Raw genomic sequence first — 12,227 nt, 5'->3', positions numbered from 1 at the left:
TAAGGCTAGCCTAGGCTTGGATGGATTAGGAAACGAACTTGTTTCCTAATCCATCCAAGCCTGCCACGGAGGGACCGCGGCAGGCCCGCTCAGGTCACGCGGCGGCCGGCGGGGTGCCGTCGCCGAACGGCCTGCCGCCGAGTGCCTCACGTCCATGGGCGGTGGTCCATCCGGCCAGGTCCGGGCCCTTCGGGACGATCCCCGTGGGATTGATGTCCTCGTGGACGATGTAGTAGTGCTGCTTGATCTGCTCGAAGTCGACGGTGTCGCCGAAGCCGGGCGTCTGGAAGAGATCGCGCGCGTAGGCCCACAGCGCGGGCATCTCGGTCAGCGTGTTCCGGTTGCACTTGAAATGGCCGTGGTACACGGGGTCGAAGCGGACCAGCGTGGTGAACAGGCGGACATCGGCCTCGGTGATGGTGTCCCCGACGAGGAAACGCCGGTCGGTCAGCCGCTCCTCGAGCCAGTCCAGGGCCGTGAAGAGGCGGTCGTACGCAGCCTCGTAGGCGTCCTGCGACCCCGCGAACCCGCAACGGTAGACGCCGTTGTTGACCTCCGTGAAGACCCGCCTGTTCACGGTGTCGATCTCCTCGCGGAGGTGCTCGGGGTAGAGGTCCGGTGCTCCCTCGCGGTGGAACTCCTTCCACTCACCGGAGAAGTCGAGGGTGATCTGCGGGAAGTTGTTCGTCACGACCGCGCCGGTGGTGGTGTCCACGATGGCAGGGACGGTGATGCCGCGCGAGTAGTCCGGGTCCCGCTTGAAGAAGGCCTCCTGCAGCCGCTCGATGCCGAGCACCGGGTCGCGGCCGTCGGGGTCGAGGTCGAAGGTCCAGGACCGGCTGTCATGCGTGGGCCCGGGGGTGCCCAGCGAGATGGCGTCCTCCAGCCCAAGGAGCCTCCGCACGATGATGGTCCGGTTCGCCCAGGGGCAGGCGCGGGCCGCGACGAGGCGGTACCGGCCCGCCTCGACGGGGTAGCCGTCGGCGCCGTCGCGCGTGATCCGCGTCTCGATGTACTGGGTGTCGCGGGTGAACTCCTCGCCGGAGGTCACGTAGGCCCCTTTGGTGCTGTGCCCGGACGATTCGGCCTGCTGTGTGTCGGTCATGCTGCCAGTCTAGGACGGCGGACATGCGGGAGGCCCGGCCGTGTGCACGACCGGGCCTCCCGGAAGGTGGGTCCGGAGAGTGGGTCCGGACCGTCCGTCAGTTCTTCGCGGACTCGCGTCCGTACTTCTCGCGGAGCTCGCGCCCCTCGCGGACGAGCTTGAGGTGCTTCTCGCTCTTCTTCTCGGCGGCCTTGGTGTCGCGCGGGGGAAGCTGGATGGTCTCCTCCGCCTCGATCCCGCCCTGCAGCTGACGGCCGCGCTCCATCTCGGCGTCGAACTCGACGCCGAACAGCAGCGAGATGTTGGCGAGCCAGATCCACAGGAGCAGCACGATGACGCCGGCGATGGCACCGTACGTCGCGTTGTAGTTGCCGAAGTTGGCGACGTAGAGGGAGAACGCGGCCGTGGTGATCGCGAGGACGAGCAGGGCGATGAACCCGCCGAGGCTCATCCAGCGGAACTTGGGCTGCTTGATGTTGGGGGCGCCGTAGTACAGCACGGCGATCATGAGGACGGCGAAGAGGACCATGACGGGCCACTTGACGATGTTCCAGATGGTCACGGCGGTGCTGCCCAGGCCGATGGTGTTGCCGACGGCCTCCGCGACCGGTCCCGAGAGCACGAGCATGAGGCCCATGGCGACGATCAGGAGGAGGACGATGATGGTGATGAGCAGCATCTGCGGGCGCAGCTTGAGGAAGCCGCGGCCTTCCTCGACCTCGTAGACGCGGTTCATGGCCCTCGAGAACGCGTTGACGTAACCGGAGGCCGACCAGATGGCGCCTAGGAGGCCGATGACGAACGTCAGGCCGGCGGCCTGGTTGGACGCCAGGTTCTCGATGATGGGCTTGATGGTGTTGAGTGCTTCTTCAGGCGCGAACTGCCCGATGACCCCCATGACCTGGTCGGTGGTGGCCTGAGCCTGGCCGAAGAGTCCGAGGAGGGACATCAGGGCGAGGATTCCGGGGAAGATGGCGAGCACGGCGTAGTAGGTCAGCGCCGCGGCGAGGTCGGTGCACTGGTCCTTGCCGAACTCGTTGACGGAGCGCTTGAACACGTACTTCCAGGCCGGCTTCTTGACGTCCTTCGGATCGTCCGGCTTGCGGGGATCGTTGGGATCGGGTGCGTTCTGGGCCTTCTGCCCGGCCGCACTGCGGGGCTCGTTCCCCACCCTGCTGTTGCTGCTCACGGATACCTCCCGGTCTGGCCCCGCAGACGGTGTGGGGCGCTTTTTCGGCTATGCGTCTGGTCCAACTGCACCATAAGCTTACTTAGTAGTCCAGTTCAGACCGGCACCTGCCCGTGCCCCCGCGACCCAAGGCCAGGAGCAGCAATGCGTATCGCAGTCATCGGTGCCACCGGGAACGTCGGCACCGCGGTCCTCACCCGTCTCCACCGCGCCGCCGAGGAGCGCACGACTCCCCCGCCGGCGGGCGCCCACCCGGCCGATGACCCGGTGGGCCTCTCGATCACCGCGGTCGCCCGCACCCTCCCGGACACAGGCCGGTTCCCCTACGCGGGCGTCGACTGGCACGCCATCGACATCGGGACCGACGAGGGCCGGGAGGTCCTGACGGCGGCCCTCTCCGGCGTGGACGCCGTCGTGCATCTCGCCTGGGCCATCCAGCCCAACCGGGACGAGGACGCCATGCACCGGACCAACGTCACCGGCACCGCGAATGTCCTGCGCGCGGCCTCGGCGGCCGGCGTGCGCCAGGTCGTCTGCGCATCGTCCGTCGGTGCCTACTCCCCCTCGGACAAGGACACCCGCAGGGACGAGTCCTGGCCGACCGGGGGCATCGAGTCCTCCCACTACAGCCGGCACAAGGCCGAGCAGGAGCGGCTGCTGGACGGGTTCGAGCGGGACCACCCGGAGATCGCGGTGGCGCGGCTGCGGCCCGGGCTGATCTTCCAGGGCCAGGCCGGCAGCGAGATCGGCCGGTACTTCCTGGGGCCCCTCGTGCCCAAGATCGTGCTGGGTGCCCTGCCGCTCCTGCCGATCCCCGGATCCTTCATCTTCCAGGCCGTGCACGCGGAGGACGTGGCCGACGCCTACTGGCGCGTGGTGGCGCAGCGTGCCTCCGGCGCCTTCAACATCGCGGCCGAACCGGAGCTCACCCCCGAGCGCGTCGCCGACCTGCTGGGCGCCCGGCGGATCATCGGCCTGCCCGTGCGCGTGCTCCGGGGGATCGTCGGTGCGAGTTGGGCCCTCGGCGTCCAGCGGACGGACCCGGGCTGGATCGACATGGCCGCCGGGAGTCCCGTCATGGACACCACGCGGGCGCGCACCGAGCTGGGCTGGGAACCGCACCACTCCTCGAAAGACGCCCTGGCCGAGGTCCTGGCCGGGCTCCGCCACGGCGCCGGCCGCCGCGGCTCCCCGAAGCTGTACCCCCGCTCGGGGTCCTGAGCAGCAGGCCTCAGGGGGTGGAGACCCGCGGTCCCTCGGTGGCGGCGACCAGAGGGACGCCCTCCGGCAGCTGATCCGGCACCCCCGGAAGGTCGACCGTGAATTCGGCGCCGCCCCCCTCGATGTTGCGGACCCTGATGGACCCGCCATGGCTCTCGGCGATCCTGCGGCAGATGGCCAGCCCCAGGCCGGTACCCGTCGCCTGATTCAGCCCGTTCTCCGACCGGTGGAACTCCTCGAACACGCGCTCGAGGTCCCCACCCGGGATGCCGATGCCGTTGTCCCGCACGTGGACCTCGGTCCTGCCGGTCGATGCGCCCATCGAGGTGTGGACAACGACCTCGGCCGAACCGTCCGTCCGCCCGTACTTCATGGCGTTGCCCACGAGGTTCTCCATGAGCTGCAGGAAGAGCCGCTCGTCGGCATAGACCGGGTGCGACGCGTGGACGTCGAAGCGCACCTCGGGCAGGTGCGTCCCGGGCAGCGCGGTCCGTAGGTCGATGATGCCCTCGACGACGCGGCCGACGTCGATCCTGGAGGCAGTCAACTTCTCCTCCTTCGCCAGGCTGTAGGCCAGGAGGTTGCGGATGAGGTTCCGCATGCGGAGGCTCGCCTGCTGCAGCCGCTCGATGCTCGCCTGCCGTTCCGAGGGCGGCAGGTCGGGGTCCTCGAGCATCTCGAGCCAGCCGTCGAAGACCGTCAGGGGCGTCAGGAGGTCGTGGGCGACGACGGACGCGAACCGGCCGAGGTCCCGCTGGTACGCCCGCTCGTCGGTGACGTTCCTCATCACGACGAGCGCCCCCCGTTCGCCGGGCAGCGGCATCGCGTCGACGGAGAGGTGCACGAGCTCGCCGGACCGGTGCACGAGATCCAGGTCCATCCGCTCCGTCGCCGTTCCCTGGAGGGCCAGCGTCAGCGGGTTGTCGGCATCCTCCAGCCGCGCCCCATCGGGCCAGGTGACTTCGTAGTCGCGCTGCCACACCTCACCGGGGCGGGCCGTCCCCGATCCGAGCCACCGCTCGCTCATGGCGTTCTGGAAGATCAGGCGACGGTCCGGTCCCGCGACGAGCACGCCGTCGTTCATGCGTCCGATCACGAGGTCGCGCAGGTCCGCCGCCGCCTTCGCCTCGGCGGTGGCGCGATACAGGCGGTCGATCAGGCGGCGCCGCTCGTCCATACTGAGCGCCAGGACCGCGGAGAGTGAGAAGGCGATGAACATGAAGGACTGAGCCACGTAGGCGCCGGCGACAGGCGCCAGGTCCTGGAACGGGCCCAGGCCGGCCAGGGTGAAGAACACGAGGAAGGCCCCGCTCACCAGCCCGTGCAGCATGGCCCACCCGGTGCGCAACCGGAGTCCGGCCCACATGTGGGCGGGGATGGTGGTGTAGGCGATGGGCAGGGCCGAACCCGCACCGAAGGTGGCGACGTACAGCAGCACGGACGCGACGACGAGCAGGGCGTATTCGGTGCGCCGGGCGACGGTGAGCGGCGTCGGGTGCTCCCCGCGGGCGCGGGCGGTGATGCTCGCTGCGGCGACGATGCCGAGGGATCCGATCGCGGTGAGCGACACCGCATGGCGGACCAGCCACGGGATGAAGGACGCGAACGGATCGGGGCCGCCCTCGAGCGCGACGCCGAGGACGATGAAGAGGGCGCCGACGGAACACGCGCCGAGCGCCACCAGACCGAGCCGGAGATACTCCCCCACGGTCCGCACGGACACGGACGGCACCAGGCGCCGGAAGGAGTAGACGGCCACCGCGGTCTGGGCCACGCTCCCGAACGCGACAGCGAAGGCCAGCTGGGCGCTCAGGCCGGTGGCGAGGTTCACGGCGGCCAGGAGCGGCACGGTGGAGAGGAGGGCGACGGCGAGATCGCGCCGCGAGCGCGATGCCCACAACCCCCAGAGGAAATTGATCCCCGCGGCGGGCCAGACCAGTGCGAGGCTGGAGGATTCGAAGGTCGTGAAGCGTCCGAAGAGGGCGGCCACCACGAGCATCGCGGCGAAGGCCGCATGCACGGCGACGGGAGACATCCGTGTCAGCCCCCCAGCGACCGTCAGCATCCGCCCCTCGTCCATCCCATCTCGTGCCGGCATCCTGCCTCCCGCGGTCGAGACCGGACCCCGCGGAGGCGGCCGGAAAAGCACCGCTGACGGACAGTGTACTTGTTACCTCCCCCGTCCTGCCCGCTCCCGCGCCCGCGGACGAGCCCGGAGCAGGAGCACGGCGGTTCACGACCAGGCCCCGCTCGCCGCCGTCGCCGCCGCGTAGGAGCCGAAGGATGCCGCAGGCCGGCCCAGGATCTGCTCGACGCCGGCCCCGAGGGAGGCATTGCGGCCGTCGAGGATGTCGGTGAAGAGGTGGGCGAGGAACTCCGCCTCCTCCGCCGGGATCCCGTCGTCGGCGAGGTCGGTGACGAACGACGCGACGTCGACCGCCTCGAACGTCACCGATCGTCCGGAGGCGTCGGCGAGGACCTGGGCGACCTGGGCGAAGGTCAGGAGTTCCGGACCGGACAGCTCGTAGGTGGCGTCGTCCGGGACGGCCCGGGTGAGGACCTGGACCGCCGCGTCGGCGACATCGTCCAGGTCCACGAATGCCTCAGGCACGTCGGGTGCCGGAAGCCGCAGTCGTCCCCGGCGGACGGGCCCACTGAGGAAGTTCTCGGAGAAGTTCTGCTGGAACCAGGAACAGCGGAGGACGGTGGTGGGCACACCCGCTCCGCGCAGGGCCGTTTCGCTCGCGCGGGCTCCTTCCTCACCCCTGCCCGAGAGCAGGACGAGCCGTTCGAGGCCCTCCGCCGCGGCAAGTCGACCGAGCGCTGCCATCTTCTCCGGTACTCCGGGGAAGGCGAGGTCCGGGGCGAAGCAGACGTAGGCGGAGGTGGCGCCGGACAGGGCCTGCGGCCAGGTGTCGGGTCTGTCCCAGTCGAAGCCCGTGTGACGGGAGGCGAGCCGCGTGGGCTCTCCGAGGGCAGTGAGGCGGTCGTTGATGCGTGCGCCGGTGCGTCCTGCGCCGCCGAGGAGAAGAGTTGTCATGCATCCAGTGAACGGCCAGAGCATCGGACGAAGAATGGGTGGGACTCCACAGATCCTTGGTGATCGTCTACCGTCGTGGCCATGGATCCGCTGACCCATTTCCTGGACGGCCCGCGCGCCGTGCGCGCGTTCGCGCTCGCCATGCACATGAGCGCACCCTGGGGGGTGGAGGTCCGCGACAACGCGGTGCTCACCGTCTTGGCCGTCACGTCGGGCGAGGCGCGCGTGACGGGCGTACTCCTCGAGGAAGGGGATGTCGCGCTCGTCCGCGGCCCCGAACCCTATGACGTGACCGACGCCGCCGGCAGCCCGCCCTCCATCGAGATCGGCCCCGGGCAGCAGTGCACCACGGTCGACGGACGGGATCTTCAGGAGGAGTTCCGTCGCGGGATCCGCCGCTGGGGCAATGCCACGGACGGCGGGACGGCACTCCTGGTCGGGACGTACGACCGACCGGATCAGGCCGGCGGGCTCGTGGCCCGCGCCCTGCCCCGACTCGCCGTCGTACGGCGTGACCGCGCCGACGCAGACATCGTCCGGCTGCTGGTCGGCGAGATCTCCCGGGAGGACCCCGCCGCTTAGGTCGTCGTCGACCGCCTCCTCGACGTCCTCGTCGTCAGCACCATGCGCCGCTGGTTCGACGGCGCGGACCGTCCGCCGAATCCCACCTGGTTCGCGGCCGACGACCCCGTGGTCAGGGCCGCCCTCGATCACCTGCATGCCGCGCCTTCGGCACCCTGGACCGTGGAGACCCTCGCTCGGCGGGTCAACACCTCGCGGGCCTCCCTCGCCGCCCGCTTCCGCACGAGCGTCGGGGAGCCCCCCATGGGCTATCTGACCCGCTGGCGCCTCACGCTTGCCGGCGATCTCCTGCAGACCCCGGGCGTCACCATCGCGCACGTCGCCCGCTCGGTCGGGTACACCGACGCCTACTCGTTCAGCACCGCGTTCAAGCGACACGTTGGAGTCACACCGTCCGAGTTCCGACGCCACCGTCCGGTCCTGGCGGGTGGCGAATGGTCCTGACGGAGCCTGCCGCCGCCGAAGGTGCCGCCTAGCCCAGGGTGGCCGTGTCGATCACGAAGCGGTAGCGGACGTCGGAGGACAGGACGCGCTCGTAGGCCTCGTTGACGGCGTCGGCCGCGATGACCTCGACCTCGGGTGCGATGCCGTGGTCGGCGCAGAAGTCGAGCATCTCCTGGGTCTCGCGGATGCCGCCGATCCCCGATCCCGCGAAGGAGCGCCGCTGGTTGAACAGCGTGAACACGTGCAGGGGCAGGGCGTCGGCGGGAGCGCCCACGTTGACCATGGTCCCGTTCAGGCCGAGCAGCCCGAGGTGCGCGTCCAGGTCGATCTTGGCGCTGACGGTGTTGATGATCAGGTCGAAGGTGTTGGCCAGCTGCTTGAACGTGTCCGGGTCGCTCGTGGCGTAGTAGTGCTCCGCGCCGAACCGCTTGCCGTCCTCCTGCTTGCTGAGGCTCTGCGAGAGCACCGTCACCTCGGCGCCCATCGCGGAGGCGATCTTGACGGCCATGTGCCCGAGTCCGCCCATGCCGACGACCGCGACCTTCTTGCCCGGGCCCGCGTTCCAGTGGGAGAGCGGCGAGTAGGTCGTGATGCCCGCGCAGAGCAGGGGTGCAGCCGCTTCGTAGGGGATGCTCTCGGGCACCGTGAGGACGAAGTCCTCGTCGACGACGACGTGCGTCGAGTAGCCGCCCTGCGTGATCGAGCCGTCGCGGTCCACGGACGCGTAGGTCCCGATGTTGCCGTTGAGGCAGTACTGCTCCTCGCCCTGCAGGCAGTTCGCGCACTCACGGCAGGAATTCACCATGCAGCCGACACCCACGCGGTCGCCGACCTTGTGGCGGGTCGCCTCGCTGCCGGCCTCCTCGACGACGCCGACGATCTCGTGGCCGACCGTCAACGGGTACTGCTGGGGACCCCACTCGCCGCGCACCGTGTGGATGTCGGAGTGGCAGATCCCGGCATAGGCGATCTTGATCAGTACGTCCTTCGAGCCGACGTCGCGGCGCTCGATGGTCGTGGGGATGAGCGGGTCCGTGGCGGATGGCGCTGCGTAGGCCTTGACGGTCCTCATGGGGTTCCTCCTGGGAATCGGGGACACGGCCCGCAGGGTTGCGGGCCGGGAGTCTGGTGGCTGCCGTCCTGGCGGCAGGTGCGGGCCCTGCCTGCTTCGACACTGATGCGGGGGCGCCCGGAGGTGGGACAGTCATGGACGTCCTGACCGCTGCCCACTGTTCCAACGGTAAGGCGGATCGCCGACGAGTGGTGCATTGTGGCGCGGGTGACATCCGGTGGAGGATGGGACGAGCCACGGCGGACGACCTCAAGGAGCATTCCATGGACTACACGTTCGATGTCCTCGTCATCGGCGGTGGGCCCGCCGGAATGGCGGCCGCCACGCGCGCAGCCGAACTCGGCGCACGCACCGCCGTCGTCGAACGCTCCGCGCTCGGTGGGACCTGCGTGAACTCGGGATGCGTCCCCACGCGCGTACTCGCCAAGACCGCGCGGCTGTTCCGCGAGGTCCGCACGGCGTACGACTACGGGATCGTCGTCGCCGAACCGTCCGTCGACTGGGACAAGACGGTGCAGCGGGTCCGAGCCACGGTGGCCCGGGTACTCGACGCCAAGGGCTACGGCCCCACCATGGAACGCCTCGCCATCGACCTCGTCGAGGGCGACGCCGAGCTCACGGGCGAGCACAGCGTCGTCGTCGACGGCCGGGAGATCACCGCCGCCGCGATCATCCTGTGCATCGGCGGCAGCGGCCGCCGCCTGCCGATCGAGGGCACCGAACATGCCGTCCTGCCGCACGAGGTACTCGACCTCCCGAGCCTGCCCGGTACGGTCGCGATCATCGGCGGCGGACACACCGGTGCCCAGATGACCACCATCTTCGACGCCATGGGCTCGGACGTCCTCCTCCTCGACGTCGCACCGCGCATCCTGATGACGGAGGACGAGGACGTCGCGGACGTCGTCACCGCCGGCTTCCGGGGCAGGGGTATCCGGGTGGAGGCCGGCATCAGCGGTATCGACAGCATCCGCCGGGAGGAGGGCGGCCTCACGCTCACCTGGCAGCGCGATGAGGCACCGGAGTCCCTCACCGTGGATGCCGTCATCATGGCGGCCGGCTGGCCCGCGAACCTCGCCGGCCTGGGCCTCGACGCGGCGGGCGTCCGGACTGCCCGCTCCTTCATACCGGTGGACGACTACCTGCGGTCCAACGTGCCGCACATCTTCGTGGCGGGCGATGCGAACGGCAGCAGCATGCTGGTGCAGGCCGCGGTCTTCGAGGGGGAGACCGCGGCCGAGAACGCCGTGATGGGCGCCATGCGGACCACACCGCACCATCTCCTGCCCGAAGGCGGGTTCACCGACCCCGACTATGCAGGGGTCGGGCTCACGGAGGCTCAGGCGAGGGAACGCGACACGGAATGCCACGCCGTCACGGTGCCCTACGCCGCCGTGGAGCGTCCCATCATCGACGACCGCGAGCAGGGCTTCCTCAAGCTCGTGATCGACCGGCGCCGCGAGCTGATCCTCGGCGCACACGCGGTGGGTGAGAACGCCGTCGAGGTCATCACCGCGGTGGCCGCCGCCATGGCGGCGGGCACCGACCTGGCGACGCTGGCCCGGGTGAAGTTCGCGTACCCCACGTACAGTGCCATCATCGGGCAGGCGGCCAGGGCCGGCCTCCACAGCTGACCTCCCGGCCCCGGTCGCTGCGGGGGACGCCGCCGGGCGTCAGGAGGTGCGGCCGAGCGTCAGGTACTGCGGATTCTGCCGCAGGAAGTCGCGGGCCGCGGCGCACCCCGCGACGAGGTCCAGTCGTCGCCTGTGGGCGCTCAGGACCGCGCGCCGCATCAGGACCCGGCCCACGCCGCGCTGTTCGAAGCCCGGCATCTCGACCAGGGCCTGCAGGGTCAGCCGGCCGCCGAGCATCGAGTAGTCGAGGTAGGCGGCGAGGCCTCCGTCCACGAACAGTTCGAACCGCGAGCCGAAGGCGGAGTCCTTGAAGACCGCCCGGGAGATCGCGGCGTCCCCGCGGGTGGCGACCAGGCGGGCCCGGCGGGCCCGGCGCTCGATCTCGTCGACCGCCGCCGCGTACCGTTCGACGGCCTGCTCCGGCGGGACGGCGGTGTCGAGCAGGCGGAACATCCTGTCCGCGAGACCGCGGAGACCGGCCAGGGACGCGGTGCCGACGTCGAATGCCGTGGCGTCCTCCATGCACTGCGCTTCGCGCTCCCGCTCGGTGGGAGGCACGACGGCGTCAGCGGCCGGGTCGTCGGGGACGGCCGGCACCGGCGGCAGGGCGATGCCACCGGCCGCGCTGGTGACATCGGGAACGGTCGAGGATTCTGTCATGGAAGATCCGATGATGGTCAGGAAGCCGAGGCCTGCTGCTAGACCGTGGCAGCACGCACGCTAGTCCATGCCGCCCCCAGAACTCCGGGCCGGCCACCCCGTGCCGTCCACCATGACGCACTGCTACTGTTGCAGCCATCCACATTGCAAGGGCACTTGGTTCTTCAGGATCGGCAGGAATGGCGAGGGCGATGATCGACAAGAAATTCACCGTGACCGAGGAGTCGACGAGCAAGCATCCGCACGACTGGGGGCGCGCGATGGCGGTGGCCATCAGCCGCCTGACGGACCTTGCGCGCGAGGCCGGTGACCCGGTGCACGACGAGGCCCTCATCGGAGAGGAACTCCAGCTCTTCGTGGCGGACACCGAGAACGGCGTGAACATCACCATGTCGTGGACTCCCGGGGAACAGGGCACGCCTCCCGCCGAGACGCCCGCGCGTCCGGCGGAAGGCATCGCCGAAGAGGACGGCGGATCCGGCCGGTAAGCGCAAGGGCGAGCCGACAGGAACGTCAGTAAGCAGACTGATGATCCTGTGCGTAGGGTGGAGTGGAGCAGCCGACCAACTACGTGGAGGACAGCATGAGCGAACGAAAGAACCCCGATCCCTCGAATGCGGGGAACCCGGATCCGGACGAGATGAACCTGACGGGCCTCGAGCCCGGAGGCGGCGTCCCACCCGGCGAGACACCGCCGGGCGAAGCCAGCACCACGTGGCAGCAGCCGACCATCGAGAACAAGACCCAGTCCAAGACCGTCACCGGTCTCTGGATCGGCGTCATCGCCGTCGTCGTGCTCCTGGTCCTGCTGTTCATCGTCGGCAACATCATTGGGCTGTTCAACCTGACCTGATCCCCGGTCCCGGACCAGCAAAGCCCCCGTCCGGTGGACGGGGGCTTCGCCGGTCCGGGACCGGGGATCAGGCCTCGGCGCCGTCGCGCAGACCGTAGTGGTCGATCAGGGCCGTCTCCTCCTCCGGCGAGAGCTCCACGCTGCTGTTGGCGCTGGGCGCGTCGGAGATCTCCTTCTTCGTCCACGCGAGGTGGAGGTCGTCACCCTCGAAGCGCGAGTTCGCCAGGGGCACGTAGTGCTTGCGGGAGTTGAGCAGCCCGAGTGACACCGTGACCCAGGCGGGGATGCCCGATTCCTTCTCGAGGTGCACGTCGTTGACATCGCCGAGCTTCTTGCCCTTGCTGTCCCAGGCCGTGGCGGACTGGAGTTTCGTGATTTCGGCCTGAGCCATTGGGTGTTCCCTTCGGTGGAGGAGATTCGGTTCGCT

At 69.7% G+C, this 12,227-nt stretch carries 13 protein-coding genes; 6 read left to right on the top strand and 7 right to left on the bottom strand.

Going from position 1 to position 12,227, the window contains the following annotated elements; translation table 11 throughout:
• Nucleotides 1-94 precede the first annotated feature (94 nt).
• Both CXQ92_RS11795 and CXQ92_RS11790 read right to left on the bottom strand, forming a co-directional pair.
• Nucleotides 95-1,105, bottom strand: a complete 1,011-nt coding sequence (locus CXQ92_RS11795; protein WP_104167899.1) for a glutathione S-transferase family protein — start codon at nucleotides 1,103-1,105, stop codon at nucleotides 95-97.
• 97 nt (nucleotides 1,106-1,202) lie between these two features.
• Entirely contained in the window at nucleotides 1,203-2,294 is a 1,092-nt protein-coding gene (locus tag CXQ92_RS11790) for a YihY/virulence factor BrkB family protein (protein WP_258069881.1), read from the bottom strand.
• 144 nt (nucleotides 2,295-2,438) lie between these two features.
• On the opposite strand from CXQ92_RS11790, the gene CXQ92_RS11785 reads away from it, so the two are divergent.
• Complete coding sequence (locus tag CXQ92_RS11785; RefSeq protein ID WP_104167898.1) at nucleotides 2,439-3,515, top strand: NAD-dependent epimerase/dehydratase family protein; 1,077 nt, start codon at nucleotides 2,439-2,441, stop codon at nucleotides 3,513-3,515.
• Nucleotides 3,516-3,525: 10 nt separating this feature from the next.
• On the opposite strand, the gene CXQ92_RS11780 is transcribed toward CXQ92_RS11785, so the two are convergent.
• Both CXQ92_RS11780 and CXQ92_RS11775 read right to left on the bottom strand, forming a co-directional pair.
• Nucleotides 3,526-5,613 (bottom strand): ATP-binding protein, encoded by a 2,088-nt coding sequence (locus CXQ92_RS11780; protein WP_104167897.1) that lies wholly within the window; start codon nucleotides 5,611-5,613, stop codon nucleotides 3,526-3,528.
• A 135-nt stretch (nucleotides 5,614-5,748) separates the two neighbouring features.
• Nucleotides 5,749-6,555 (bottom strand): NmrA family NAD(P)-binding protein, encoded by an 807-nt coding sequence (locus CXQ92_RS11775; RefSeq protein WP_104168228.1) that lies wholly within the window; start codon nucleotides 6,553-6,555, stop codon nucleotides 5,749-5,751.
• Between the two features lie 81 nt (nucleotides 6,556-6,636).
• On the opposite strand from CXQ92_RS11775, the gene CXQ92_RS18420 reads away from it, so the two are divergent.
• Nucleotides 6,637-7,137 (top strand): cupin domain-containing protein, encoded by a 501-nt coding sequence (locus tag CXQ92_RS18420; protein WP_219815713.1) that lies wholly within the window; start codon nucleotides 6,637-6,639, stop codon nucleotides 7,135-7,137.
• A gap of 42 nt (nucleotides 7,138-7,179) precedes the next feature.
• Nucleotides 7,180-7,581: a helix-turn-helix transcriptional regulator gene (locus CXQ92_RS18415; protein WP_219815712.1), complete on the top strand. Its 402-nt coding sequence runs from the start codon at nucleotides 7,180-7,182 to the stop codon at nucleotides 7,579-7,581.
• Nucleotides 7,582-7,609: 28 nt separating this feature from the next.
• Here the strand turns inward: CXQ92_RS18415 and CXQ92_RS11765 are convergent, their stop codons facing one another.
• Complete coding sequence (locus CXQ92_RS11765; protein WP_104167896.1) at nucleotides 7,610-8,653, bottom strand: NAD(P)-dependent alcohol dehydrogenase; 1,044 nt, start codon at nucleotides 8,651-8,653, stop codon at nucleotides 7,610-7,612.
• A 263-nt stretch (nucleotides 8,654-8,916) separates the two neighbouring features.
• Between CXQ92_RS11765 and CXQ92_RS11760 the strand changes: the two genes are divergently transcribed.
• Nucleotides 8,917-10,287 carry an NAD(P)/FAD-dependent oxidoreductase gene (locus tag CXQ92_RS11760; protein WP_104168227.1) on the top strand — a complete coding sequence of 457 codons (1,371 nt, stop codon included), beginning with the start codon at nucleotides 8,917-8,919 and terminating at the stop codon, nucleotides 10,285-10,287.
• A 39-nt stretch (nucleotides 10,288-10,326) separates the two neighbouring features.
• Here the strand turns inward: CXQ92_RS11760 and CXQ92_RS11755 are convergent, their stop codons facing one another.
• A complete protein-coding gene (locus tag CXQ92_RS11755; RefSeq protein ID WP_104167895.1) occupies nucleotides 10,327-10,947 on the bottom strand; it encodes a GNAT family N-acetyltransferase in 621 nt (206 codons plus the stop codon).
• Between the two features lie 191 nt (nucleotides 10,948-11,138).
• Here CXQ92_RS11755 and CXQ92_RS11750 point away from each other — a divergent pair, with 191 nt between their 5' ends.
• Both CXQ92_RS11750 and CXQ92_RS11745 read left to right on the top strand, forming a co-directional pair.
• Nucleotides 11,139-11,435 (top strand): hypothetical protein, encoded by a 297-nt coding sequence (locus CXQ92_RS11750; protein WP_104167894.1) that lies wholly within the window; start codon nucleotides 11,139-11,141, stop codon nucleotides 11,433-11,435.
• A gap of 95 nt (nucleotides 11,436-11,530) precedes the next feature.
• On the top strand, nucleotides 11,531-11,800 hold the full coding sequence (locus CXQ92_RS11745; protein WP_104168226.1) for a DUF6480 family protein: 270 nt from the start codon (nucleotides 11,531-11,533) through the stop codon (nucleotides 11,798-11,800).
• A gap of 67 nt (nucleotides 11,801-11,867) precedes the next feature.
• On the opposite strand, the gene CXQ92_RS11740 is transcribed toward CXQ92_RS11745, so the two are convergent.
• Complete coding sequence (locus CXQ92_RS11740) at nucleotides 11,868-12,191, bottom strand: PRC-barrel domain-containing protein (protein WP_104167893.1); 324 nt, start codon at nucleotides 12,189-12,191, stop codon at nucleotides 11,868-11,870.
• Between the last annotated feature and the right edge of the window lie 36 nt (nucleotides 12,192-12,227).

The sequence above is a fragment of the Arthrobacter sp. SX1312 genome, from assembly GCF_002929295.1.
GTDB lineage: Bacteria > Actinomycetota > Actinomycetes > Actinomycetales > Micrococcaceae > Arthrobacter_D.
This window is presented reverse-complemented; position numbering and strand designations above follow the sequence as displayed.

Coding starts and splice junctions, on each gene's coding strand:
- CXQ92_RS11740 (WP_104167893.1), bottom strand. CDS start 12,191: ATGGCTCAGGCCGAAATCACGAAACTCCAGTCCGCCACGGCCTGGGAC.
- CXQ92_RS11780 (WP_104167897.1), bottom strand. CDS start 5,613: ATGCCGGCACGAGATGGGATGGACGAGGGGCGGATGCTGACGGTCGCT.
- CXQ92_RS18420 (WP_219815713.1), top strand. CDS start 6,637: ATGGATCCGCTGACCCATTTCCTGGACGGCCCGCGCGCCGTGCGCGCG.
- CXQ92_RS11760 (WP_104168227.1), top strand. CDS start 8,917: ATGGACTACACGTTCGATGTCCTCGTCATCGGCGGTGGGCCCGCCGGA.
- CXQ92_RS11775 (WP_104168228.1), bottom strand. CDS start 6,555: ATGACAACTCTTCTCCTCGGCGGCGCAGGACGCACCGGCGCACGCATC.
- CXQ92_RS18415 (WP_219815712.1), top strand. CDS start 7,180: ATGCGCCGCTGGTTCGACGGCGCGGACCGTCCGCCGAATCCCACCTGG.
- CXQ92_RS11745 (WP_104168226.1), top strand. CDS start 11,531: ATGAGCGAACGAAAGAACCCCGATCCCTCGAATGCGGGGAACCCGGAT.
- CXQ92_RS11750 (WP_104167894.1), top strand. CDS start 11,139: ATGATCGACAAGAAATTCACCGTGACCGAGGAGTCGACGAGCAAGCAT.
- CXQ92_RS11785 (WP_104167898.1), top strand. CDS start 2,439: ATGCGTATCGCAGTCATCGGTGCCACCGGGAACGTCGGCACCGCGGTC.
- CXQ92_RS11795 (WP_104167899.1), bottom strand. CDS start 1,105: ATGACCGACACACAGCAGGCCGAATCGTCCGGGCACAGCACCAAAGGG.
- CXQ92_RS11765 (WP_104167896.1), bottom strand. CDS start 8,653: ATGAGGACCGTCAAGGCCTACGCAGCGCCATCCGCCACGGACCCGCTC.
- CXQ92_RS11755 (WP_104167895.1), bottom strand. CDS start 10,947: ATGACAGAATCCTCGACCGTTCCCGATGTCACCAGCGCGGCCGGTGGC.